Origin of the sequence: Hymenobacter qilianensis, from assembly GCF_014489555.1 — a bacterium.
GTDB lineage: Bacteria > Bacteroidota > Bacteroidia > Cytophagales > Hymenobacteraceae > Hymenobacter > Hymenobacter qilianensis.
This window is the reverse complement of record NZ_CP060784.1, coordinates 516,417-542,337: the sequence shown is the minus strand read 5'-3', so window position 1 is coordinate 542,337 and position 25,921 is coordinate 516,417. Positions and strand designations below refer to the sequence as shown.

General features: G+C 42.6%; 21 protein-coding genes and 3 pseudogenes. 23 read left to right on the top strand and 1 reads right to left on the bottom strand.

The features are described 5' to 3' along the window. The first annotated feature begins 36 nt into the window (after positions 1 to 36). The 12 genes and pseudogenes from H9L05_RS26655 to H9L05_RS02415 all read left to right on the top strand — a co-directional run bounded on the left by H9L05_RS26655 (position 37) and on the right by H9L05_RS02415 (position 12,716). A pseudogene (locus tag H9L05_RS26655) lies at positions 37 to 1,145 on the top strand (DegT/DnrJ/EryC1/StrS family aminotransferase). Positions 1,146 to 1,357: 212 nt separating this feature from the next. Next, positions 1,358 to 2,359, top strand: a complete 1,002-nt coding sequence (locus H9L05_RS02465) for an STELLO glycosyltransferase family protein (RefSeq protein WP_187732895.1) — start codon at positions 1,358 to 1,360, stop codon at positions 2,357 to 2,359. A 13-nt stretch (positions 2,360 to 2,372) separates the two neighbouring features. Continuing rightward, complete coding sequence (locus H9L05_RS02460) at positions 2,373 to 3,350, top strand: glycosyltransferase (RefSeq protein ID WP_187732894.1); 978 nt, start codon at positions 2,373 to 2,375, stop codon at positions 3,348 to 3,350. An 81-nt stretch (positions 3,351 to 3,431) separates the two neighbouring features. Continuing rightward, positions 3,432 to 4,384: pseudogene (locus tag H9L05_RS02455) on the top strand (GDP-L-fucose synthase family protein). A 151-nt stretch (positions 4,385 to 4,535) separates the two neighbouring features. Continuing rightward, positions 4,536 to 5,366, top strand: coding sequence for an ABC transporter permease (locus tag H9L05_RS02450; RefSeq protein WP_187732893.1), 831 nt, complete (start codon positions 4,536 to 4,538; stop codon positions 5,364 to 5,366). Positions 5,367 to 5,416: 50 nt separating this feature from the next. Next, the gene (locus H9L05_RS02445) at positions 5,417 to 6,655 is read left to right on the top strand and encodes an ABC transporter ATP-binding protein (protein ID WP_187732892.1); all 1,239 of its coding nucleotides are present in this window, start codon (positions 5,417 to 5,419) and stop codon (positions 6,653 to 6,655) included. Positions 6,656 to 6,679: 24 nt separating this feature from the next. Continuing rightward, positions 6,680 to 7,531 carry an FkbM family methyltransferase gene (locus tag H9L05_RS02440; protein ID WP_187732891.1) on the top strand — a complete coding sequence of 284 codons (852 nt, stop codon included), beginning with the start codon at positions 6,680 to 6,682 and terminating at the stop codon, positions 7,529 to 7,531. Between the two features lie 23 nt (positions 7,532 to 7,554). Further along, the gene (locus tag H9L05_RS02435; protein ID WP_187732890.1) at positions 7,555 to 8,595 is read left to right on the top strand and encodes a glycosyltransferase family 2 protein; all 1,041 of its coding nucleotides are present in this window, start codon (positions 7,555 to 7,557) and stop codon (positions 8,593 to 8,595) included. A 20-nt stretch (positions 8,596 to 8,615) separates the two neighbouring features. Then, on the top strand, positions 8,616 to 9,578 hold the full coding sequence (locus H9L05_RS02430) for a glycosyltransferase family 4 protein (protein ID WP_187732889.1): 963 nt from the start codon (positions 8,616 to 8,618) through the stop codon (positions 9,576 to 9,578). A gap of 206 nt (positions 9,579 to 9,784) precedes the next feature. Further along, complete coding sequence (locus H9L05_RS02425) at positions 9,785 to 10,663, top strand: glycosyltransferase (RefSeq protein WP_187732888.1); 879 nt, start codon at positions 9,785 to 9,787, stop codon at positions 10,661 to 10,663. Between the two features lie 18 nt (positions 10,664 to 10,681). Further along, complete coding sequence (locus H9L05_RS02420; RefSeq protein WP_187732887.1) at positions 10,682 to 11,506, top strand: DUF5672 family protein; 825 nt, start codon at positions 10,682 to 10,684, stop codon at positions 11,504 to 11,506. A 763-nt stretch (positions 11,507 to 12,269) separates the two neighbouring features. Next, positions 12,270 to 12,716, top strand: a complete 447-nt coding sequence (locus H9L05_RS02415; protein ID WP_187732886.1) for a hypothetical protein — start codon at positions 12,270 to 12,272, stop codon at positions 12,714 to 12,716. A gap of 91 nt (positions 12,717 to 12,807) precedes the next feature. Here H9L05_RS02415 and H9L05_RS02410 read toward each other — a convergent pair whose 3' ends face one another. Continuing rightward, positions 12,808 to 13,245 (bottom strand): hypothetical protein, encoded by a 438-nt coding sequence (locus H9L05_RS02410; protein WP_187732885.1) that lies wholly within the window; start codon positions 13,243 to 13,245, stop codon positions 12,808 to 12,810. A 260-nt stretch (positions 13,246 to 13,505) separates the two neighbouring features. Between H9L05_RS02410 and H9L05_RS02405 the strand changes: the two genes are divergently transcribed. The 11 genes and pseudogenes from H9L05_RS02405 to H9L05_RS02355 all read left to right on the top strand — a co-directional run bounded on the left by H9L05_RS02405 (position 13,506) and on the right by H9L05_RS02355 (position 25,835). Continuing rightward, on the top strand, positions 13,506 to 14,585 hold the full coding sequence (locus tag H9L05_RS02405) for an acyltransferase family protein (RefSeq protein WP_187732884.1): 1,080 nt from the start codon (positions 13,506 to 13,508) through the stop codon (positions 14,583 to 14,585). A 74-nt stretch (positions 14,586 to 14,659) separates the two neighbouring features. Further along, on the top strand, positions 14,660 to 15,568 hold the full coding sequence (locus H9L05_RS02400; protein ID WP_187732883.1) for an alpha-1,2-fucosyltransferase: 909 nt from the start codon (positions 14,660 to 14,662) through the stop codon (positions 15,566 to 15,568). A 181-nt stretch (positions 15,569 to 15,749) separates the two neighbouring features. After that, on the top strand, positions 15,750 to 16,838 hold the full coding sequence (locus H9L05_RS02395) for a glycosyltransferase (protein WP_187732882.1): 1,089 nt from the start codon (positions 15,750 to 15,752) through the stop codon (positions 16,836 to 16,838). A gap of 148 nt (positions 16,839 to 16,986) precedes the next feature. Further along, positions 16,987 to 18,057 carry a glycosyltransferase family 61 protein gene (locus tag H9L05_RS02390; RefSeq protein WP_187732881.1) on the top strand — a complete coding sequence of 357 codons (1,071 nt, stop codon included), beginning with the start codon at positions 16,987 to 16,989 and terminating at the stop codon, positions 18,055 to 18,057. A gap of 364 nt (positions 18,058 to 18,421) precedes the next feature. Continuing rightward, positions 18,422 to 19,495 (top strand): glycosyltransferase family 10 domain-containing protein, encoded by a 1,074-nt coding sequence (locus H9L05_RS02385; protein ID WP_187732880.1) that lies wholly within the window; start codon positions 18,422 to 18,424, stop codon positions 19,493 to 19,495. Positions 19,496 to 19,551: 56 nt separating this feature from the next. Beyond that, a complete protein-coding gene (locus tag H9L05_RS02380; protein ID WP_187732879.1) occupies positions 19,552 to 20,673 on the top strand; it encodes a DegT/DnrJ/EryC1/StrS family aminotransferase in 1,122 nt (373 codons plus the stop codon). Positions 20,674 to 20,675: 2 nt separating this feature from the next. Continuing rightward, complete coding sequence (locus H9L05_RS02375) at positions 20,676 to 21,608, top strand: NAD-dependent epimerase/dehydratase family protein (RefSeq protein ID WP_187732878.1); 933 nt, start codon at positions 20,676 to 20,678, stop codon at positions 21,606 to 21,608. Between the two features lie 20 nt (positions 21,609 to 21,628). Further along, complete coding sequence (locus H9L05_RS02370) at positions 21,629 to 22,201, top strand: acyltransferase (RefSeq protein ID WP_187732877.1); 573 nt, start codon at positions 21,629 to 21,631, stop codon at positions 22,199 to 22,201. 71 nt (positions 22,202 to 22,272) lie between these two features. After that, entirely contained in the window at positions 22,273 to 23,277 is a 1,005-nt protein-coding gene (locus H9L05_RS02365) for a glycosyltransferase family A protein (protein WP_187732876.1), read from the top strand. A gap of 202 nt (positions 23,278 to 23,479) precedes the next feature. Next, positions 23,480 to 24,591: pseudogene (gmd, locus tag H9L05_RS02360) on the top strand (GDP-mannose 4,6-dehydratase). An 89-nt stretch (positions 24,592 to 24,680) separates the two neighbouring features. Then, on the top strand, positions 24,681 to 25,835 hold the full coding sequence (locus tag H9L05_RS02355; protein WP_187732875.1) for a glycosyltransferase family 61 protein: 1,155 nt from the start codon (positions 24,681 to 24,683) through the stop codon (positions 25,833 to 25,835). Positions 25,836 to 25,921: the final 86 nt, after the last annotated feature.

The following is a 25,921-nucleotide window of genomic DNA, read 5'->3' as shown; positions in this document are numbered from 1 at the left end:
CTATTCGGCTTTTCTCATTGCTAACTTCAACTTATAATGAATATTCCGTTTCTATCTTTTGCGCCTCAGCATGACCCCATTCGTGAGGAAGTACTTGCTGCAATTGCAGGCGTTTATGATAAGCAATGGTATGTTCTAGGGGACCAGGTAAAAGCTTTTGAGGCCGCCTACGCCGCGTTTAATGAGGTGAACCACTGTGTAGGGGTAGCGAACGGTCTTGATGCCCTGCATCTGGCACTATTGGCCTTGAATGTTGGGCCAGGTGACGAAGTACTGGTGCCCAGCAACACCTACATCGCTACTTGGCTGGCCATTTCTTTTGTTGGCGCAACACCAGTTGCGGTAGAGCCTAATACCGCGACTTATAACATAGATCCTAGGCGCATGGAAGCGGCCATCACTCCCAAAACAAAAGGCATTATGTCAGTCCATCTGTACGGTCAGGCATGTGAGATGACTGCCATTATGGAAGTGGCACAGCGATATGGTCTATGGGTGGTCGAAGACAATGCGCAGGCGCAGGGAGCTGCCTGGCAAGGACAGATGACGGGCAGCTTCGGCCATGTAAACGGTACCAGCTTCTATCCAGGAAAAAACCTGGGGGCCCTCGGCGACGCGGGTGCCGTGACAACGAATGACGAGATTCTGGGGGCAAAATTCGCACGCTGCGCAATTACGGCTCTCAGCAAAAGTACTACAACGAGGTTATAGGCTATAATTCTCGCCTCGATGAGCTGCAGGCAGCAGTATTAAATGTGAAGCTGCCTTATCTACAGGATTGGACACAGCAGCGCCGTACAGTGGCGGCACTTTACAACCAGCACTTAGCTGGAGTAGGAGACCTTATTCTGCCGGTTACTGCAGTAGGAGCAACACACGTGTATCATCTATACGTGGTGCGTACTACCCACCGCGACAGGCTACAGCATTATCTGCAGGAACAGGGTATAGGTACGTTGATTCATTATCCAGTACCGCCTCATCTCCAACGAGCTTATACCCACTTAGGCATTCAGGAGGGAGCCTACCCCATTGCAGAGGAGTTAGCTAAAACGTCGTTGAGCTTGCCCATGTGGCCGGGTATGCGGCAGGAAGAGGTAACAGCTGTAGTAGAAGGTATCCGAAGCTTTTTCGAACACTTGTAAAATCAAAGCGAGAACCTATCTTACAGGCTTATCCGGCGGGCAAAAGCCTGTTGTGTTTCTGTTACGCGTAGGTTGCCCCTAGCAGTACAAAATAATGCGTAAATAAAAACATTGTACCTTTGCGCCTCAAAACCAGCATTTAATATGAGTTGCGAGCAATACCCGTAAGGTCTTAAATCGTAAACTTCTTTTGTATAATCTTATACCTGCTTATGTCTTCGTTGAAGTCTTCAATTGTCATCACTTCTATTTTCGCCCCAACGAAGGCAGTAAAAAAATTCGCTACTCTGGCCGACTATCAACTGGTAGTTGCCGGCGACAAAAAGTCTCCCGCGCATTGGAGCACTGATAATGTAACCTATTTATCCGTAGCCGATCAGGAGGCAATGGGTATGCAGATGTCGGCTAAGTTGCCCTACAACCACTACGGGCGTAAAATGATGGGCTATCTGCATGCTATGCAGCAGGGTGCCCAGGTTATTATCGACACAGACGATGATAACATTCCTTATGAAGGCTGGGACTTTCCAGCAATGGAAGGCAATTTTCTGACTTCGAAGAGTGAAAAAGGGTTTGTTAATATATACAAGACCTTCACCAAACAGCATATCTGGCCGCGGGGTTTGCCCTTGGATCTGATTAACTCTAAAGCACACGTATTACAAGAGGAAGATCTTCAAAGCCAGTCCAGTAAGATCGGAGTATGGCAAGGTCTCGCTGATGGCGATCCGGATGTGGATGCTATTTACCGCTTAGTAGACAACACCGAATGTTTTTTTGATAACCACGAGCCGGTGGTGTTGGCAGAAGGCACGCTTTGCCCCTTTAACTCTCAAAATACAGCCTTTCGGCAAGAGCTTTTCCCCTTGCTCTACTTGCCGGCTTACGTCACCTTTCGCTTTACCGATATCCTGCGCGGTCTGGTAGCGCAGCCCATCATGTGGCTTCACGGCTACCGCTTAGGTTTTACTAAAGCCACTGTGCTTCAGGAGCGTAATCCTCATGATTATGTGAAGGACTTTGAATCGGAGATTCCATGCTACCTGCATCCTAATCGCGTAATTGCTACTGTACAGGCCGCGCTGGACCCTGCCGTTTCCGTAGCCGATAATCTCTATAACGCATATACTGCTTTGGAGAAAGAAGGCATCGTGCTGCCCGATGAACTCGAACTGCTTAGTCTGTGGCTGGCAGATGTAAAGTCCCTGACCTAGAAATGTAATCTGGATGCAGCAGTTCCCCTCCATCTCCGTCATTATTCCATCCTGGAACCAGGGGCATTTTATTGAGCGGACTTTACTGAGCATTCTCCGGCAGGATTACCCCGGCCAAGTGCAGATTATTGTTTCGGATGGTGGATCCACTGATTCTACCGTTAATGTGCTCCAGAAATACGATAATCAGATTATATGGTGGTCGGCCCGGGATGAAGGGTACGTTGACGCTGTAACAAAAGGCTTGGCCAAGGCTACGGGTGAAGTCATTGCTATTCAGAGCAGTGACGACTATTATTTGCCGAATGCATTTCGCCACATGGCAACTGGCTTTGAACAGCACCCGGAAGCAGGATTTATCTCGGGGGGCGAATATGCCATTGATCTGGACAATCAGGTAACATACGCCAACTCTTTTACGGGCTCTATTACTCCGCACAGCATACTCTTTCAGTTCATACCTCCGCAGCACGCTACGTTTGTAAGGCGTGATATGCTGGAAAAAGTAGGAGCTATGCGCCGAGAAGTAGATATGTGCGCCGATATTGATTTGTGGTATCGGCTAGCACATCATTCTGCTGGGCAGTCCATTCCTGCTATGCTGGCAGTATACCAGCTTCACCCCGAGCAGCGCACATCTACCTCGCCAAAATGGTACCCCAACTTGGTGAAAATGGTGGAAAGCTGCGAAGCTGATGCGGTGTATGGCCAACGGTTTCATCTCACCAGCGTTGAGCGACGAAACTTATATGCCTATTGGGAAGTAAACTGGGCCGGCAAGGTTGATCCGGCCTTAGCCAGACCATTGGCAATGCGCAAGCTGCCCCGACTGCTCAGCTATAGCCCCCGCACTCGACGGGTAATTCTGGGGGCTACTGTCAATCCCCTCATCAAAAAGCTGTTGCCTGGCAGTATGGTTAAGCGCCTGCAACCCGAAATGGCCCCGCTAAGCAACGGGCGGCTACCCGATCTTGATTGGTGGCGCAAATAGCTTGTCACTTCCTGCTCATCTAGACTTAGCACATCCTGCCTTCCTCGTTCTTTATAACTGCATTACTGCACGAAATCTTAAATGGACCAAAACGCCAAAATATATATAGCTGGCCATCGCGGTATGGTTGGTTCTGCTCTCGTCCGTCGCCTTGAAAAGGCTGGCTATAACAACTTGCTGGTACGTACATCAGCTGAGCTGGACCTGCGTAACCAGGCCGCTGTGGAAGCTTTTTTTGCAGCTGAGAAGCCAGAGTATGTTGTCCTTGCCGCCGCTATGGTAGGAGGCATTCATGCAAATAATACCTACCGCGCCGACTTTATATACAGTAACTTGATGATTCAGGTGAATGTAATTCATCAAAGTCATGTATTTGGGGTAAAGAAGCTGTTGTTCCTGGGCTCATCTTGTATCTATCCTAAATTAGCCCCCAGCCTTTAAAAGAAGAGTCTTTATTGACCGGGGAGCTGGAAAGCACGAATGAGCCCTACGCGATTGCCAAAATCGCAGGTATCAAAATGTGTGATGCATACCGCAGCCAGTATGGCAGCCATTTTATCTCGGCTATGCCTACTAACCTCTACGGCCCGCACGACAACTACGATCTGCAAAAATCACACGTACTGCCAGCCCTGATTCGTAAGTTTCACGAAGCCAAGCTCCAGAACACTCCCGAGGTAGAAGTGTGGGGAACCGGTACCCCACGCCGCGAGTTTCTGCATGTGGATGATCTGGCGGATGCCTGCTTCCACCTGCTGCAAACCTATGATGAGCCAGGCCTCGTGAACATTGGTACAGGGGAAGATCTTAGCATTCGTGAGCTAGCCGAGCTCGTTCAACGCACTGTTGGCTACCAGGGAACCATTCGCTTCAATACTGACTACCCCGATGGCACGCCCCGCAAGCTTATGGATGTGAGCAAGCTAGCCTCCAAGGGGTGGCGCTACACTATTGGGTTGGAAGAAGGGATTCAGGCTGTATATCAAGACTTTATGCAGCATGAGCAAAAGAACATGACCGCAGTATCTGCTTAAGTCTTGGCCAAACTCCTAACAAGGAAATAGTCAGCCTTAGGTAAAATAAGGCCATCAATACACCGTAAACGTTCCGTGATTTAATCAGCGCGATGGAAACAGCAGAAGTGATGAAAGCGCCGAACTCCGTAACCAAAACGGAGGCAGAGGAGTGGACGGAAATAATTGCCCCCAGACTCGTCTGCTCGATCTGGGACTTAAAGATCTCTGGCGCTACCGCGACTTGGTGCTGCTGTTTGTGCGCCGGGATTTTGTGTCAACCTATAAGCAGACTATCCTGGGGCCTATCTGGTTTTTTGTTCAGCCCTTACTTACTACGCTCACCTTCATCATCATCTTTGGCAACGTAGCCAAGCTATCTACTGATGGGCTGCCAATGTTAGTGTTTTATCTTTCTGGTATTACTATCTGGAATTACTTTGCGCAAAGTCTAACGGCTACTTCTACGGTCTTTCGCGACAATGCCCACATTTTCGGTAAGGTGTATTTTCCACGCCTTACAATGCCGCTAGCCATTGTTATCTCCAACCTCGTTCGCTTTGGTACGCAGTTTACTTTGTTTATCGTTGTCTGGGGATATTATTTAATCTTTAGTGATAAGGTTCAGCCTAACTGGTTGATAGTGCTTACCCCGTTACTCGTGGTAATCATGGCGCTACTATCATTAGGGCTTGGTATGACGTTTAGCGCCCTGACTACCAAATACCGCGATTTAGCTATTCTACTTACTTTCGGAGTGCAGTTGCTCATGTATGCTACTCCTGTAATATATCCTTTGTCAAGCCTTCCTATAGCGTACCGTTGGCTGATTCTAGCCAACCCAATGACATCTATCGTCGAAACATTCCGGTATGCGTTTTTGGGTTCTGGTACATTTAGCTGGGGTGGCCTGGGTTATAGTCTGCTCATATCCTTGCTCGTGCTCTTATTAGGCACTATCATCTTCAACAAGGTTCAAAAGAGCTTTACTGACACTGTATAAACAAGGCTGGGGGGCAAATTAGCTTCCTGGTAATGATTGCTTCGCTGTTCATGAGTGATATTGCCATTAAAATAGAGGAGCTAGGGAAGCTTTACCGTCTGGGCGAAATTGGCACAGGTACCCTCACCCACGACCTAAATCGTTGGTGGGCGCGCTTACGTGGTCAGGAAGATCCTTTTGCCAAAATAGGCGAAAGCAACGATCGCACGGTAAAAGGACAAAGCGACTACGTTTGGTCACTGAAAGATGTGAATTTTGAGGTCAAACAGGGCGAGGTGCTAGGCATAATTGGACGTAATGGAGCTGGTAAATCCACGTTGCTCAAAATCCTTTCTAAAGTAACTGCTCCTACCACCGGGCGCATAAAGATCAAAGGACGCATTGCTTCTCTACTCGAAGTAGGTACCGGGTTTCATCCAGAGCTTACTGGCCGCGAGAACATCTACCTAAATGGGGCAATCTTAGGGATGAGCAAGCCCGAGATTCATAGTAAATTCGATGAGATTGTAGACTTCTCCGGTGTTGAGCGCTATATCGATACGCCCGTGAAGCGCTATAGCAGTGGCATGTATGTGCGCTTAGCATTTGCTGTAGCTGCGTTTCTCGAACCCGAAATCCTAATTATAGACGAGGTGCTTGCTGTGGGCGATGCCGATTTCCAGAAAAAGTGCTTGGGACGAATGAAGGATGTAAGTGTCAATGATGGTCGAACTGTGCTTTTTGTTAGCCATGATTTAAACGCAGTTTCTCAGTTATGCACACATGGCATAATAATGAAACATGGAACCGTTGAATATGATGGTGCTATGAAGGAAACAGTAGCTAGGTATTTGAATCATGACCAAGTATCGCCATCATATGTAAATTCAATAGAGAAAGACTCTAGTGAGATTTATATTGACGAAATACACGTTCGAAATACTAAGGGAGAAGTTTCAGCAAGCTTCCAATACGATGAGGCGATAATTATTGATTTTAAGTTTCACGCCAGTGAAACAAGCATAAATAAAGGGCGTGATATATTTGTGACAATTCTTGACGGAAGAAAAAGACCAGTCTTCTCCTGTGAAACCAGAATTGAAAAGTCGCATTACTCCCTCGTTATTGAAGCAAATACATTAGTTAGGGGAGATTATTCACTTTATGCTTTTGTAAACCTTCCTAAAATAGCTCAACTTGATGTAGTTGAAGATGTATGTAATTTTAAAGTTATCGATGCTGGCTCAATAATGTCAAAGCATGGAGAACATGATTACGGAGTAGTATTTGGTCGCTACAACTGGTTGTAGTTGAGAAAGTAAATCTTAAGGTCCATGAATTTAAAAAGTTTATTGCATCGCACTACCATTGGTAGATATAACTACGTCAAAAACTTCAAGCCTATTGGAATTACTTTTGAGGAGTACAGCGATTATATCTATAAAGGTTTGAGTGAGAATAGAAGTGGATTTACTAAATCAAAAATATTCGGGGTAGAAATTAATCGTATTGGGACGTATTCTTTTATACAGAATGTTGAAGAGGTTTTAATTGACGAGGTATATAAATTTAAGGCAGATAAGCAAAACCCTTATATTATCGATTGTGGAGTTAATATAGGTTTAAGTGTAATATATTTCAAAAGATTGTATCCTAATGCAAAGATAGTTGGTTTTGAACCGGATGATAAAATCTATGAAGTGTGCAAGGGTAATCTTAAATCCTTCGGCTTTACAGATGTGGTTATGCATAATGCAGCAGTATGGAATACTGATGGTGAGTTGAGCTTCTTGCCAAATAATTCTCTTGGAGGTATGGTAGTGAGTGATGACACGTTGATAGGTGAGATTAAAAAGGTCAAAGCAGTTCGTTTGAAGAATCTGCTGCGTGAGAAAGTTGATTTTTTAAAAATCGATATTGAAGGAGCTGAGTTAGAAGTATTAGCTGATTGCCAGAGCGAATTGAAGAATGTCGAACTTATGTTTGTTGAATATCATAGTTCGATTTCGCAAGAACAAGAGTTAGATAAGTTGTTGAAAATAATGACTGACTCTGGATTTCGCTATTATATAAAACATGCATGGGATTATATGGAATTTCCATTCATCGATTATAAAAAATATAATAGTAGTAATATTGTAAATGATCTGCAGCTGAATATTTTCGCATATAGAAGCCATTACTAAAAAAATCTTTGGTAAATTTTATAATGAATCAAGTGGCGCCAAAGGTTACAGTAATCATTCCTAATTACAATCACGCTAGGTACTTGCCGCAGCGGATTGAAACTGTGTTAAATCAAAGCTATAGTGATTTTGAGGTAATAATTCTGGATGATTATTCTACTGATAATAGTCGTGAGGTAATTGAACGCTATAAAAAAAATGATGAGCGTATACGTGTTGTATATAACGATCAGAACAGTGGTACTACTTTTAAACAATGGAACAAGGGTTTTAATCTAGCTAAAGGAGAATACATTTGGATAGCAGAAAGCGATGATTACGCTGACTTATATTTTTTAGAAAAATTAATAGCCCTACTTGATGCCGATGCTCACGTAGGGCTTGCTTATTGTGATTCATGGCATGTGTTTGAAGAGAAAAATTCGATTAAAAGAAATACTGAGTTGTATTCGGAACTAGATTCCAATTTGTGGGCTGCAAATTTTGTGATTGATGGCATTTATTTAGTAAAAAAATTTATGTCTTATCGTAATATAATTCCTAATGCTAGTGCAGTATTAATTCGGCGAAGTATTATTCAACAAGTAGAACCAGCTAATGAGAAAATGAGATTAGTGGGCGACTGGTTGTTTTGGGCAAGCATTATGGCTGTGTCAAAAGTAGCGTTTGTTGTTGAGCCGTTAAATTTTTATAGACATCATCATAATAATGTGCGTAGTAGAACTCTCGTTAATGGTGTGTATTATTTGGAGCTAAGTAAGCTACTAGGGATAATAAAAAAATATGGAGAGCCTGATAGGTTTTTCTCTGGTATAATGGTAGATAGTATTTTAGAAATGTGGTTAAAAAGCATGATAGAGTACGATATACCATTAAGTAGGCATTATATGATTTATAAAAATATGATTGGTTTGAGCCCGGAGATTAAGAGAAAAACTAAGTTTCAACTTAATAGATTTTTATTTTCCAACAACTTTAGTGGCCTAAGGCAAGTAATGGGAGATGGAATAGTTTATCCTTTCCTGAGGCGCTTAAAAGGAAATGATTTTGGTATTAAGAAATAGTTTTGCTTAAAATATTTTAAATGAGAATTTTATTCTTCACTCCCTTTGCTGGTCGGAATGGTGCTGAAATGATGCTCTGGTATACTATTAAGCACATTAATAAGGATAAATTTTCGTGTGCATTATTTAGTGGGCAGAAAGGCCCTCTTATTGATGAATTGCCTAAGTCAGTTCCCTTTTTTCTGCCGCATGTTCCTTTAAAGCAAACTCTAGGACAAAGAGTAATTATAAAAGCAAAAAATAGAATATTTGGAAAGAATAAAGTTGATGATCCTTATAAAAAATCTGTAATCGATGCACATAATAAGTTCAAGCCTGATGTTTGGTATATAAATACAGTTCTTTGTCCTGAGGCAGTATCATTAGCTTTAGAATTAGGTGTGCCTTATGTGGTTCACTTTCACGACATGCTTTTCGTATATCAGCATATTACGTATAATAATTTAAAAAATGCAGTAGAAGGTGCTAAATTACTAGTAGGTTGTTCAGAAGTAGTCTGTGATAAACTTAGGATAATGGGAGGAACAAATATCGCGTTACATTATGAATGTATAGATACAAGTAAAATAGCCTTAGATAAAAAAAATACAGAAAAATTAAAGAAAAAATTAAATATAAATAGCTCTTTCATTTGGGTCATGTCAGGCTCTGTTGAGTATCGTAAAGGAACAGACCTTATACCTTTAATTGCTAGATCACTTGGTAAGTCAGTATCTATATTGTGGCTTGGACTTGGTTCATCAGGTTATTCCTATTATATAGAAAAAGAACTAAAATACTATGGAATTGAAAATGTATTTATGCTTGGTTCTAAGTCCGATGATTATTATGATTATTTAGCATTAGCAGACGGGTTAGTGTTGACTTCCAGAGAAGACCCTTTCCCATTAGTTATGATAGAAGCTGCCGCACTGGGCTTGCCAATTGTTTCTTTTAATTCGGGGGAGTTAAAGAATTCGTTAAAGATGGTATGGGTATCGTAATAGATTCATTTGATACTTTAGATTTGGTCCAGGCTATGCACAAGGTTAGTAATAATGAAATCAATTTTAATAAGGAGATATCAATTGCAAGGGCCAATGAGTTTGATGCGGAGATTCAGGCACAATACTGGCAGGATATGATGCTAAGCAGGGATTTTGCTTAATGTTCTGTAGCATTCATAGAATATTACAACAGCGAAATTGATATGATATCAATTATTATTTGCTCTCGTAGCGCAGAAATGCTAAGTAGCGCTGCTCAAAGCATAGAAGCAACTATTGGTTTACCATACCAGATAATTGATATCGATAATAGCAAAGGCACATATTCAATATTCCAAGCTTATAATTTAGGAATTTCAAAAAGCCAATTCAATGTTTTATGTTTTATGCATGAAGACGTTGGCTTTATTACGAATGGGTGGGGAGAGAAGGTAGTAAATGCTTTTCAAAATAATCCTAAATTAGGATTACTAGGAGTAGCAGGTAGTAGCTATAAATCTTTATTACCTTCTGGATGGTCCTTTTCTACGGCTACAGATAAGACCTTATATATGAATGTTGTTCAGCATTATAAAGCGGATGGCTCCAGCATTCACGATTATAGTAATCCACGAAACGAATCATTATCTAAAGTAGCAGCGGTTGACGGTGTTTGGTTTTGCACTACCAGAGAAGTTGTTAATCAAATAAAGTTTGATGATACCGTCTTTAATGGTTTCCATTGCTACGATGTTGACTTCTCGTTGAGCGTACTTCAGAAATATGATGTAGCTGTTACATACGAAGTCTTATTAAATCACTTTTCTGAAGGTAGTTTTAATGATGGCTGGCTCAGCGATACTATTAAACTTCATAATAAGTGGAAGAATGTATTGCCTGTTAATCTCAATAATTTATCTGCTGATGCTATAGCTCTTGAAGAAACGAAAGCTTTTTATGCTATTCTACCTAAGCTAGCTGGTAAGCGGCAACTCTGCCTAGATGCGTTAAAGGTGATATGGAAATCTAATGTGATAGCTCGGGTAGGAATTAAGATGTTTACCCGTATGAATTTGTTATTACTTAAGAAGTCATTGGAATAAGTTGATCCTCTTTCTCAAATGAAACGTAATGTTGTCGTTGTTATTCCGGTATATAAGCAATACGCAGAGCTAAGCGTTGGTGAAATAAAATCCTTACAGACAACGTACAAGGTTTTAGGAGCTTATGATATTGTTTTGGTCGCCCATAAAGGCATCGACACGGCAGCCTATTATCCGAAACTGGAGCAAAGTTATTCAATAAGAACGCTCAATTTTGCCCCAAGCTATTTTACTGGTCTTGTAAGCTATAGCCAGCTGTTATTAAGTCTGGAGTTCTATAAATGCTTTGCCAACTATGAGTATATGCTGGTTTGCCAGCTCGACGTTTTTGTTTTTGCTGACAAGCTCGATTACTTCATCAGGAAGGGGTACGATTATATTGGGGCCCCGTGGTTTGAGGGCTATCACGCTGCTATCCCTGAAAGCCCCATCCTTGGAGTTGGTAATGGTGGCTTTTCCTTAAGGAAAGTAAAGTCTTTTCTGACGGTTCTGTATGCTCTGGAGATATTTAGTGGTCGTAAGCCGACTTTTCAAACCGTTAAAACTGTTGCGCAACATTGGGTGTCTGTATTGCGGGTGGCCAAACATGAGTATCAACGGCGCACCAGAGCTTACGATGCCGCTTTGCCGTGGGAAACACCCCTGTATGAAGATGGTTATTGGGCAACTATAGTCAAGACGTTTTTCCCTTGGTTTACTATCGCAACTGTGGAGGATGCCACAGCTTTTGCGTTTGAGGTTAATCCGAGGGTGTTATATATGCTTAATAAGAAGCAATTGCCTATGGCATCACATGCCTGGGAGAAGTACGATCCTGAGTTCTGGAAGCAACATATACAGTAGCAAGTGTGCTTACTGTAGCCTGACTGTTAGAAAGCTAATAAGAGCTTAATCCAATCCTGCGCTTGTAAGCAGAAGATAGCAGCTGGCTAAGTGGCCATACACAATAAGCTAGTTGAATTAGCAGACCTTTTTTTCAATTTGTCAATTAGAAAGAATACGTAAGATTCTGGAGAATAGAATATTATGTACTATAAAGTGCAAGCGCCTGTATAGTTAGGGTATAGTAAAGGCTGTACTAATAGACTATGCTGGATAAAGGTTAGAGGCCCCAGACAACCAAGCCAGACTTACTAAAGGCTTATTAGCCTTTACACTTTGTGTGAGTGGCTTCTTGCTCTTGCTTATGAGACACGTTGGACATAATCAGCGTTTTATAGGTTCCTATAAGTATCTGGCCGACTTTTGAAAGTCAAGTCTTTTTAAAGTCTGGAGCGTGCGGAAACCTCATCTTGGTGCGTTGTAGAGCATACATCACCATAATAGTAGGCTACTACTAGTCCATCTTTTATAGCTGACGATCTTTTCAGGTCCCGTAAGTTATACCTCAGTGAGTGTGAGTGGAGAGATAGTATAATAGCTGGTAGAGGACAAATCTTTTTGGTAAGTTGTAAATGGACAATTTGATCTTTTATAGTTCATATTGCTAATGCAACTAGTATAGCTGTTTTTTTATATAAATGTTTAAAGATCTATTTTAAATTAAGCAATTGTACTGTACTTTCGATTTATAAATAATTCAAAAAAATCTTAAAATTTTACTAGAATGAAAAAAGCTCTACAATTACTTCGCATTGCTATGCTTTTTGGTAGCGGAATTCTGGCTAGTGCTTGTGCTAAAGAGTCAGAAAATGTGTCTCCTAAATTACAAACTGTGCAGTCGTCGAACCTGTATATCCCTGGTACTTTAAATCCGGTAGCGATAGGTGGTACATGGGAACAGGGACCAGACGCCACTAACTTGGGGTGCAATGTGACTATGACATTGCTTACTCACAAAGTAACACCCAAAGGGGAAATCGATACATGGGCAGGAACAATCCCAGCTACTGGTTGCAGACCTACCACAAAACATATGTCAAATAAATCATTTACACTTGTCATAGATGGTGAAAGCTACACCTATCAAATTCATACAGTAGCTGAAACAAATGGAAACGTCAGCATGCGGACGAACTGGAATCTAAGTACTGACCGTTCAGATGACATATAAGTTTGTCTGAGTACACCTTTTTGCTAGCCTACTAAATAAAGAAGCCCTGACATATGTCAGGGCTTCTTTATTTAGTAGGCTAGCAAGTAACTTACTTTTTGCCCTTGCCTTTACCTTTCAGGGTACCAGTATAGGTAATGCTACCATCCGTTTCTGTAACCGCTACGGTATCATACACACGTCCTTTTGTTGGTCCATCTACTGTTTCTGTATGAGTAGAATTAAAAACAATACGTTGCGCTGGGCGCTGATTCGCTGGTAACATACCAGTCAATACAGAAGTGGAATTGCCTGATGGTGTAATTACAAACTTTACTTGTTTGAGCATTACCACTGCATCTGGAGCTAAAGTTGGAATCCCAAGGCTAGCATTACCTATTGCGTACTCTTTGTCTGTTTTGCTAACGAAAGCACCATGACCTTGTTGCACAGCTGTTCGTACGGCATTTTGAGCGAGTACTGAGCTTCCCGTTAGGCATAAGCTAACTAGGAAAGCAACACTTGCTAGTTTGTGCTTGATAGTATTCATGAGATTGTGTGTTTAAATGATACGATTGAACGAAAGTGATATACTTATTGGCAGATTAACAAATAGTGCACCAATAGTTAAGCTACAGTAGAGTAGTATAGACGAGAGACAAAAGTAGGTTTACACCAAGGAACTGATTAAAACGATGGGCTAGCCTTTCTGTAATGCATTACCAATGTATTACCATTAAGCGAACATGAATAGCAACGCGCTACTTATCTTCGCTTTTTTTATTGCCTTTATTTTTTGGTGTTTAATTAATGGAAACTGCTACTAATACGATCCCTACAGCGTCGCATAGCAATAACTTAAACTTTCTGCGCCTACTTTTTGCTTCGTTAGTACTAGTAGCACACGGGCCAGAACTCCGGTATGGTGACCGTTCCCGAGAACTCCTAACTCGCGTTTTTGGTACAATTAGTTTTGGTGAGTTCGCAGTAGCAGGATTCTTTATTTTGAGTGGCTATCTGATTGTAGGGAGTTGGCAACGTCGACCCCAAATAGCAGATTTTATAGAAAAGCGTATCCGACGCATTGTTCCAGGGTTTGTAATTGCGTTTGCTGTCTCAGTTTTTGTTGCAGCTCCACTGGGGGCACAGGATGTAGCGGCATATTTTCATGAATTGAATTATCGAGCGCTCTTCAGCATGGCTGTGCAGCTTAAACACCCATTGGAGCTTCCTCCTAACTTTGTAGGAACTGCTTACCCCTATGTGAACGGTGCAATGTGGACCATCGAGTTTGAGGTGCGATGCTACGCATTGGCTCTACTCTTTGGTTTAGCTGGGGTTAGCCGTCAGAAAGGTGTCTGGCTGATAGTATATATTGTAGCATTAGGCCTGATGCTAATGTCTGATCAAGTAAGAACACTGAACCTGCCTGGTCAAAAGTGGTATTTGGTCAGCCCTCCAGAATTTATAAATTTTGTAGCCTTCTTTAGCGCAGGAGCCTGTTTTAAATTGTTTGGTGTAGTAGCTCGAGGTAGATGGGCAGTAATTGCCGCAGTAGTCTTATTGTTTTTATTGACAACACAACACGATCTAGCTTTGCTAGGTTTAGCGACTGTTGGTGCATATGCCCTGTTTTGGTTCGCTTTTGCAAGCATTCCATCACTTATCTCATTTCAGAAGATAGACGATATTTCTTATGGCCTCTACTTATATGGGTGGCCCATACAGAAGCTTTTAGATTGGTATTTACCTAGTGTTTCATTATGGCTATTAATTCCACTAGCCCTGCTCTTCGCTAGCCTATTAGGATATATAAGTTGGAACTTGGTTGAAAAGCCATTCTTACGCAGTAAGAAAAGCGTAACTGTACCAATAAAAGTATTAGTCTGAAGAGTCTATAATAGGATTGGCAGAGGAGTAAGTTCTGTAACATTTTAGCTGCTTCTTCTAATAATACGAGTCAAATGATTATAGTAAAGTTGGTTGGTGGTCTAGGTAACCAAATGTTTCAGTATGCTTTAGGCCGAAAACTGGCACTGGAGAAGCAAGAGGAGCTGCGGTTTGATTTCCGCTTTCTGGAGCGTAGCCAGATTACCAGCACCCCCCGTGCCCTGGAGTTGAATATATTCCCGGCTGTTGGGCCTCACATGGTAGCTGCCTCCTCGCCACAGCTGCGTCAGTGTGATCAATACCTTGAGTCGAGCCTCTACAAAGCCTACAACCGAGGCCGGAAATTGCTGGGTATGGTGCCGGCTTTTTCCCTGACTACCGATTATTATTCGCTGGCCTATAAGCCGGAGTTTTTGCAAACTCAGGGGCATCTGGTGTATATAGACGGCTTGTGGCAAAGTGAAAAGTGGTTTGATGAGATTGGGCAGTCTATCCGCAACGACTTCGTTTTTCCGGCTTTTGTTAGCGCAACTGCGCAGGAAATTGCCCTCCAGCTTCGCGCTACCGATTCAGTTTCTCTGCACATCAGGCGCGGTGACTATCTGACCGAAGCCGAAGCTGCGAAGTACGCCAGCGTATGCTCGCTCGAGTATTATGAGCGCGCTGTGAATGAAGTAGTTGCAAAAGTTGGAAAAGGTATTACACTATATGTGTTTTCCGACGATATCGCATGGGCAGAGCAACACCTGAAGGTTCCATACCCATGCGTATTTGTAAAAAATGCCCCCCAGCAGCCCAGTCACGAGGATATGCACCTGATGAGCCTGTGCCAGCACCATATAATTGCTAACAGCACCTATAGCTGGTGGGGGGCCTGGCTGGGCCGCAATCCCGAAAAGGTGGTAGTGGCCCCACATATGTGGTTTCCCAAGATCAATGTCACATCAGAGATGATTGTACCAACGTCCTGGGTGAAGCTCTGATAGTAAGCTCAACTACAGATGCATTTGGGTGAATTTATTTCGACAACTATTTAATAATAAGTTGTATACGATGAAGAAGAGGTTTGTTTAATCCCTGACTTACAGCATAAACTTGTTTCTCCCGCTTATCTTCGTGCAGTGCTTATGTTATGCTGACCATATAAAAACAAAATAGTTGCCTATGCAGCCGGAGGATAAAAGTGTAGAAATACTGCCGGCTGGTGTCTCGTTTTTGATATGCACCTATAATAGTGTTTCACGCATAGGGGAAACCCTGAATCGTTTGGCCCAGCAGGTAGTTAAACCGGGTATCCCATGGGAGGTTATCTTAGTAGATAATGCCTGTACAGACGGTACCAGCGAACAGGCCGAAGCGCATTGGAAGCAGCTAGGTACCACTATTCCACTGCGCCTTTACAAGGAACCACGTCCGGGTAAGAACTTTGCCGTTAAGCTTGCTTTTAGCCAAGCACGCTACCAATACGCTTGTATTGTAGACGATGATAACCGCTTGGCGCCCGACTATTTGCAAATCGGATTCGATTTATTGGAGTCTAATCCGCGGGTAGCGATAGTTGGGGGGCAAAATGTAGGCTCGTTCGAGGTGCCTCCCCCTAGCTGGTTCCCGCTTTTTCAGGCCAATTATGCGGTTGGAGTACCGATATACAAGGCTGGAAAGAATGTTCAGCCATTACCCGACGGAAACATTGGGGCCAACATTTTGTGGGGAGCAGGGATGTTTGTTCGCTTGAAGCTATGGCGTGAGTTGGAGCATCTGAACTTTAAAAGCCTGTTTGCTGGTCGTCAGGGAACCAAGACGCTAACAGCTGGGGAGGATGACGAACTGTGCTATGTTGCGCAGCTTTTGGGCTATGAAGTGTGGTATTGCTCTAGCCTGAAGCTAGAGCATTACATGACAGCTAATCGATTAACCACCGACTATAGGAACCGGCTTTACTATTCACCTGTCTGGGCTGCATCCCGACTGGGCGCTTATCGTAGCGCCCTAATGAAACGCGACGCAGAACAATCTACCCCAACTCTAAATTTGATTAAAGACTTTCTATATATGAGCTGGGGGGCTTTTCGGCAGATACTTTCATTGCGTTATGCGAAGGCTCTTCTTACAAATGATATAATGATCTTGATGAGTAGCAAACAGCAGATAATGACCGTGATTAATTATGTAATGAATTTTGCTGATATAATAGATTACTATAAAATAGTGGAAGAATTTAAAAGCAAAGTAAAATACATCTTGCGTAAATAGTGTTTATTAAAGTGTTAGGATTTTGTAATTTATTTAATTGTACATGGATAATAAATAGTAATTACTAATTTTTTGTATCACTCTCATAATGGCTTTTAATTTCATTTATTCTTTTTTTAAGCGGTCTGCTGATTCCTCTGTAAAGAGAATGTATAAGTTTCTGCCCGCATGGAAAGAAAAAGGAGTCGAAGTATTACCAGCCGTTTCCCCATCATCCCCTGAATTGCCAGTTAACTTTAATGATATGCCTCTCAACCTAGCTAGGTATTTTCAAGAAAGTACGGGCCTGCCAGCACGCAGTATTTATAAACTCAAAAACGTCAGTGTCTCTTGGCAAACCATCATTTTCAAAAACCTAAAGATTTTTTTGAAAGGCCTTCCGCACATAAGAGAAGAACAGCATTACACGGATTCTTATCTGCTTAAGCAATGGTTGGTTCCGCATATTCAGCTGCCCTCAACCGATACTCAGGCAGCATTAGTACATGATCTTTGGTCAGTTGACAATTACTATCACTGGATGGCAGATTCATTGCCGCGTCTATTGATTTTGCGTCAGCTGTATCCCAATTGCTTATTAATAACCCCGGAGCCCACTCCAGAATATGTGAAAATTACCGCTGATATAGTAGGCTTTAAGCGCTTGTTGCCAATCAAGGAAAAACAGATCATTAAAGTACCACTGTTACTGCTCCCTGAATACGCAGCACCTCCAGGTTTTCAAGATGCTTCTTTGATGCGCCAAATCAGAACAGAGGTGGTTGAGGCCATAGGCCAGCAGCCATCGCCAGTTCCAACCCGACGTTTGTATGTATCGCGCGCACGCCAGCGCAATCGGCGTTTAGCAAATGAGGTAGCTATTCTTCCATTGTTGGAACAATATAATTTTGAGATAATCTATTTCGAAGGAATGTCTTTCTCTGAGCAAGTTTGGCTTATGCAGGAAGCCTCAGTAATTATGGGCATGCATGGCGCAAACCTGACCAATATCCTGTTTATGCAGCCAAATACCACTGTAATAGAGTTAATTAATGAGGATAAACTAGTGTCACTTGATAATCGCGACTTTGAGAACCTTATCTATTATCGTATGGCTTCTAATATGCAGCTTCACTACTATAATGTGCCTTGCAAACAAGCAATGGAAGGTGATGTAACAAATAAAGCTGATTTAGTAGCGGATATATCATTACTGAATAACATCCTGACTGATTTATAATTAATCTAATATTTATCAGGATGTTTAATGAGAATACGCCTAGATAAAATAGTGATTATGAAGGCGATCTGTTCTGTTAGATACTAAATGATTGATGGTTAATCTAGCTTCGCTGAGTAGAGGCTAGATAAAATATGCTAAATTTGCATCAGCTTCAGCAATTCTTCTGAACACTGCATTCACTTTGTTTTGGCTCCTCCAGCAAAGCGATATGCTAAATTGTAGTAATGTTTTAAACTTTTACTTGTCAAATGGGAAGTAGTCGTTTAAAGGAGAGTATTTGAGATTTTTGTACGTTGAGGGGCTCTAGAGAGTGAAAAAATTGCTTTCTTCTCGTAGAGAATCCTTCCCTAAATTAACTTATTTGAAAGCAACCTTATACGTTCGAGAGGATCCAGTTCTTCTTGAAAATAGGATTTTTTCGGGCGAGTCTCTGTATGGCATGAAAAGCGATACGTATTTATATGTCGCTTTAAGGGATGAGTTAGCCAAGAAAGGAGTTGATCTCGCTACACAAGATATACACCCCCCTGAGGATTCTGATCTTATTATAAGTTTAGATCAACCTCTGTATTTTCAAAACTTTACCCGTACTCGACCTAGTCAGAAATTACATCTGATATTAACAGAGCCAGCGACTTACTATCCTGACAATTGGTTATCCCAAAATCACGCGTCCTTTGATAAAATTCTCACATATGATTATAGTCGTGTAGATAATAAACGTTATTTTCACTTCTATTTTTCTATCGATTTTGAGGATTTCCCTCCTTATAAACGGCCTAGCGAACAAGACTTTAATGATCGTAGGCTATGTGTGTTAATGGCTGCTGCATTCGGCGTAGCAAAGCCACCAAAAGGATCAGGATCTTTATTACACGAAAGATATCTGACACTGAGATGGTTCTCTAAGCACCACCCTGACGAGTTCGATCTTTACACTCGTGGCATCTCTTCTAGCGTATATTCAAGCTTTCGAGGAGCAGGGCTATTAGGAAAGGTGATGCCACAAGGTATCATGAATTTGATAGCGGCCCAACGCAAGAAAATATTTGCTAGGGTTGATCGTGGGAGTGCTGCACCAGATCAAAAAATTCAAACCTTGCAACGCTATCGTTTTTCCATTTCTTATGAAAATACCGGTGATACTCCTGGCTGTTTGTCTGAGAAAATATTCGACTCGTTCGCCGCAGGATGCGTTCCAATTTATTTGGGTCATCAAGAGGTAGATAGACTGGTACCATCAGATTGTTTTATTAATCGTCGCGACTTTAAAAACCATGAGGAATTATACCAGTACACGAAAACAATGACCTATCAACAATACACAAAATACTTAGATTGTATAGAGTCCTTTTTAAATGGATCGCAGATTAAAATGTTTTCTAAGCACGTAAATGCCCGATCTATGGCTGAGGTATTACTCATGCCTGTTTAACAACTTGTTTTAATAGACATTAAGTTTACTAGACTTAATGCAATGTTCCTTATTTTATGGCATCAGTTTCTTTAAGTTCGATTTCAATGTTTAACACTTTCGTTCATCCCTCAGCTCAGTCAAGGGTTTCGGAAGTTTTGAGTACTACTTTCCTCAGTGAAGGAAAATTAGTGAAAGAGTTCGAGGCACTATTGGCGACTGAGCTAGGCATGGTAAGCCCAGCGGCTCTAAACAGTGGCACCAGTGCCCTTCACTTAGCCATGGCAGTAGCGGGTATTGGCCCTGGTGATGAGGTAATAATGTCTCCCCAGACTTTTATTGCTTCTGCTATAGCAGTTGTACAGGAAGGAGCTACTCCCGTCTTCGCTGATATTCAGTATGAGAATGGCAACATTGATCCAGCTTCAATAAAAGGGGCAATTACAGTGCGTACGAAAGCTATTATGGCTGTGCACTGGGGAGGATATCCATGTGATATGGATGAAATCCACGCGTTAGCTAAGCAGCACAATTTGCTGGTGATCGAAGATGCTGCCCATGCTCCCGGTGCCACCTATAAGGGTCGGGCCATTGGATCGATTTCGGATTTTACCTGTTTCTCATTTCAAGCAATTAAGCATCTGACCACCGGTGATGGTGGTGCTTTATGCTCGCTTGACCCAACTCATACACGTGAAGTATTTCGTCGTCGCTGGTTTGGTATTGACCGTGCTCACTCGCCGGTATCCGAAATAGGTGAGCGGGTTTATGATTTAACTGACGTTGGATATAAGTATCATTTGAGTGACTATGCCGCAGCATTAGGTATAGCAAATCTGGAGGGTTTCCAGCAACGCATGGACTACCGGCGTCAATTAGTGCGTCAGTATCGGGATGGGCTACGCGATGTGCAAGGGGTAACTCTCTTTGATCACAAAGCTGACCGAGAAAGCGCGCACTGGCTATTCGGCTTCCACGTTGAGAACCGATTAGACTTCATCCGAACTTTAAAAGCGAAAGGTATAGCCAGTTCTGTAGTACACGACGGTATTGATAAAAATACACTCTTTGGCGGTAAAAGAATGGATCTAACTAATCAGCGTCGTTTCGACGAAACGCAGATTCATGTGCCATTGCATGACGCATTGACCATAGAGCAGGTAGATTATATTATTAATACAATTAAGCAAGGCTGGTAGAGATGAAAGTAGTAGTATTTGGCGCGAGTGGATTTGCGGGTAGCAATATTGTAGAAGTATTGCGGGAAAATGGAGTAGAGCCAATTGAGGCCTCCAGAAGTACTGGTTTAGATCTGCGTGATACACAGCAGGTAACGGAGTTTTTAAGCAAGCATCGACCTAAGTTCATTATTAATTGCGCTGCGCATGTAGGCAGTCTTAATTATGTGACAGAGCAGGCTGCAACTGTTATTGCTGACAACACACGCATGATTATGGGTATGTATGAGGCTGTGGCTGCTGCCTGTCCACTAGCCATTGTTATCAACCCCATTGCAAACTGCGCTTACCCAGGTAGTGCTGAGATATACCGCGAGGAGGAGTGGTGGAATGGTCATATACATCGATCGGTGTTGGCCTATGGCTCTACGCGTCGCCTACTATGGACAGTTGCTGAAAGCTTTCAGATGCAATACGCGGTACGTAGCATCAACCTGCTTACTCCCAATATGTATGGTCCCCACGATTCAACTGACCCTAATAAGGCTCATGCGCTAAATGCTCTGGTATCGAAGTTTGTAAAGGCTGAAAAAATAAAGCAGCCTGAATTACCTATTTGGGGTACTGGTATAGCTATTCGAGAGTGGTTATATGCTCGTGATTTTGCCCGCTTGGTATGGGAAATTATGCTGCTTCCTGATAGGGCGGGTTTAGAAAAGCCTTTGAATTTAGCTCAGAATGATGGTCTTAGTGTAAATGAGTTGGTAGATATCATTCAGTCAAAGTTTGATTACCAAGGCAAAGTAGTGTGGGATCATAGCAAGCCAGATGGCGCACCAAAGAAAGTAATGGATGATACCCGCTTTCGGCAAGTGTTCCCTGACTTTAAATTTACCGACTTTGAGCAGGGTATTGCCAATACGATTGCCTATTACGAGTCAGTATTCCCTTATTAAGAAATTCCCCTTCATCAAGTATGAGTGATCAGAGTAAACCAATTAAATCCGCGCAGTATGATACTACCTTGTTAAAAGGCTGTGGTGAAGATGTGTTTGTAAGTGCTAACGTTGAAATACGCCGGCCTCACCTGGTAACATTAGGTAGCCATGTTGCGATAGATTCAGGAGTTTATATAACAACTGCTGCACAGATCGGCGACTACACACATCTGTCACCTTATATTACTGTCATAGGTGGCGCGCAGAGTACACTTATCGTAGAAGATTTCGTGACTATAGCTGCTGGTAGTCGTCTTATTTGCGGGTCAGATCAGTTTATGGGCGATGGCTTTACAAGTGTAACCGCGCCCGAACAATACCGGGATACGGTTGACTTCGGAACAATTCGTTGTGCTCGATTCTCCGGTATTGGCACCAATGTGGTAGTTATGCCCAACGTAACGATTGCTGAAGGTAGTGTTGTAGGAGCTTGCTCACTTGTGACTAAGGATACAGAGCCTTGGACTATATATGTGGGAGTGCCAGCACGGCCTATCAAGATTAGACCTCGTGCGAAGATGCTGGAATATGCAAAGCAGCTGGGTTACTAGTTGGCAATGAGGTTGAATCGGAAGCCACACATAGAACTTTCTTAGCCTGTAGTCACTTTTCTTCTCGCATTATGGCATACGCCCTTTCCTACATACTGACCACGTACAACAAGCTGCCTTACCTGAAGCAGGTGCTGGAGCGGCTGATGGCGGCGCGTCAGGAGGATGAAGAGATCGTCGTGGCGGACGGGGGCAGCAAGGATGGGACGGTCGAGTATCTGCAGGGCCTGTATGCCGCCGGTCGGATCCAGCAATTCATCTCCGAGCGGGACAAGGGCGAGGCGCACGGGTTTAATAAATGCATGCTAATGGCGCGCGGGGAGATCATCAAACTCATCACCGATGATGATGCCTTCTACTACCCAGCTATCCGGGAAAGTAAACAGTTTATGTTAGAGCATCCTGAAATAGATGTACTATCGGGTAACACAGGTTTGATTCATCTGGAGAATTTAGCCCAAGCCACTATATATGAAGATGTGGCCAATAATTTTCGCCGCTGGCTAGACAATAAAGAAGTAGTATGGATGATTGGCTTACCATTTTTGATAAGACGTAAATCGTTAGCCATTACTGGTTTATTTCATACAGGCGTTGTACAGGTAGATACGGAGTTTACATACCGAATTACTAGTCTGAATGTGAATCTTGCTTGGAGCACGGCTATGCTTAGTGTTCGCATTGAAAACCCCCAGAGTAACTATCGGGTGATGAATCAACAAGAAGGGCGTAGTACTAGTGACTTGGAAGCTGATCGTATGCGTTTCTACTATGACAAGTCTATCAGTAATAGTTTTCAGGATTTCGTGCGATATAAATCAGGCTGGATTGAGATGCTAAAAGCACCAATACGACCAATAAAGCGCAAACTGTTTGAAGTATTAAAGTGGGAACAGTATAACGGGAACCAGAAACTGCCCACCGGCTATGACAGCACTGCCATAAAGCCTATCGAAAGCATGGAGGCAATGATACCTCAGGCATTTGAGGTAGCCGATACATTTATGGCTAATTATAACAAAACGCATACAATAGAATATTTCTATCGCAAGGCAGAGGTGAACAAAGTTTTGTAAACAGGAGACCTAACAACCATAACATAAAGTGGTAGATAAGCGTATTCGGCTGGCACAACTAGGTGCAGAATAGAGAATCTAACATGCTACTTTGCTTACAAAGCTGAGAGAGAGTACTTTTGCTGCTTCTTATAGCTTTGGTTTGACTTCGCATTACAAATTGCAACAACAAATTTTGGTATCTAATTCAACAACTGCTCATATGAAAGTAGCCTTAGTAACTGGTATTACCGGACAAGATGGTGCTTACTTGGCTGAACTTCTGCTAGAGAAAGGCTATATGGTTCATGGAATCAAGCGACGTTCATCGCTATTCAATACGGATCGGATCGACCATCTCTATCAAGATCCACATGACCAAAATGTTCGCTTTAAGCTTCATTATGGTGACCTGTCTGATTCAACTAATCTGATCCGTATAATTCAGGAAGTACAGCCAGACGAGATATATAATCTCGGTGCCATGTCTCACGTGAAGGTTTCGTTTGACACACCTGAATACACGGCAAATGCAGATGGTATCGGTACGTTACGCATCTTAGAAGCTGTACGTTTGCTCGGTCTCACCAAGAAAACGCGAATTTACCAAGCATCTACCTCCGAATTATATGGCTTGGTGCAAGCTGTACCGCAATCGGAAACTACCCCCTTTTATCCTCGCTCTCCTTACGCTGTGGCCAAACTCTATGGCTATTGGATCACGGTAAACTATCGGGAAGCATATGGTATGTTCGCTTGTAATGGCATTTTATTCAACCATGAAAGCCCCTTACGTGGTGAAACTTTTGTAACACGTAAGATTACTCGTGGTACTGCCCGTATTGCTATGGGATTACAACAGAAAATCTATCTAGGCAATTTGGATGCACGACGTGACTGGGGACACGCGAAGGACTATGTAGAGGCTATGTGGCGAATATTGCAGCAAGACGAGCCTGAAGATTTCGTTATTGCAACAGGTGTTACTACGACCGTACGGGATTTTGTCAAGATGGCTTTCGAAGAAGTTGGAATAGAGCTAGCTTTCGAAGGTGAAGGAGCAAATGAAAAAGCTCGCGTAGTACGTTGCGGCAACCCTGATTATCAAGTAGCTGAAGGTACAGTAGTGGTAGAGGTAGACCCGAAGTACTTCCGCCCAACAGAAGTTGAATTGCTAATTGGCGACCCTACAAAATCCCAGCAGAAGCTAGGATGGACCCCACTTACGATTTGCCAGCTCTTGTTCAAGACATGATGCAGGCAGATTTGAATTTATTTAAGCGAGATGCTTATCTAATGAAGGGTGGCCATAAAGTATTTAACTACCACGAATAAGTAGTTGAATGCTTTAGTCTCTTAACGTTGTCACCTATATGCCTCTGACTGGTAAGTCGGGGGCATATGCTTTATAGGCTTCTACTATAATGGCTACACCGCCTCGTCCGCGCCCTAGTAAATACCAAAGAGTTAAGAAGATTATCGATTTTCAGTTAAGTAGAATAGGACAATCACTAAGTGGTCCACTGAAGGCTTCAGAGCACGAGGTAGCGCCTATTCCTACTGATGCTATTTGTCCATTACCATTGAACATTGCAATGGTACCACCAAACTTTCTTCAATTTTATAAAGCGGTATTTACTGAAGTAACACCAAATTTTCGACAAGTTATATATCGTGCACAAAACGTGAATGTTGCATGGAATGGCACTGTGTCGAAAGGACTGAGAGTGTTGGTTGCCAGCCTGCCGCAGCCGCATTTGGAAGCGGAGTTTACAGGAACTTTCTTATTAAGACAGCTACGCAGTCGTGAAATTGCAAAATTAAAAGCAGGGCCTGTAGGCTTAGCTTTTGATAGTTGGTCAGGTAATTACTTCCATTGGATAGCAGAAGTATTGCCACGATTAGCGCTACTCCGCAAGCAGCACCCCAACTGTTTAATTTTATTGCCCGGACCAACGCCGCCTGAATATGTTACTCACACGGTAGATGCACTCGGCTTTGAGAATAAATACGTCATACAACCAGGGGAGATGGTGCAAGTGCCAGAACTCTGGATGCCTGTACGTCCAGGTCGCCATGGGTACATGGTGCCTGCGCTGGTACGAGAAGTGCGTGAGGCAATAATGAGTTATCTAAAGCATTATCTTGATCCATCACTTAAAGCTACACGCCGCATTTATGTGTCGAGAAACCGACAACAGTGGCGGCATTTAACAAATGAAGACGAAGTAGTTCAATTACTTCAAAAATATAACTTTGAAACTGTATACTTTGAGGATCTGAGCTTCATTGAACAGGTAAAGACAATGTATGAGACAGCAGTGTTCATAGGTATACATGGCGCAAACATGACTAATTTAATGTTTATGGCACCTAAAACCAATGTTATTGAAATGATGAGCGAAACGTATCTAAACCCAAGCTACCTTTCCATGGCATCAAGTGTTGGAATCTATTACTCTGTGGTTCCTTCCAGATTAGGATCACCATTAAATGTTGAGCAAGCTTATGCTGATATTACTGCTGACCTAGTATTACTTAAGCAAGCGATTCATACAGTAATAAATCTCAATAGGTAAAGATTTTTGTTCAAAGCAATTTCTTAGCCTGTAGTCACTTTTCTTCTCGCATTATGGCATACGCCCTTTCCTACATACTGACCACG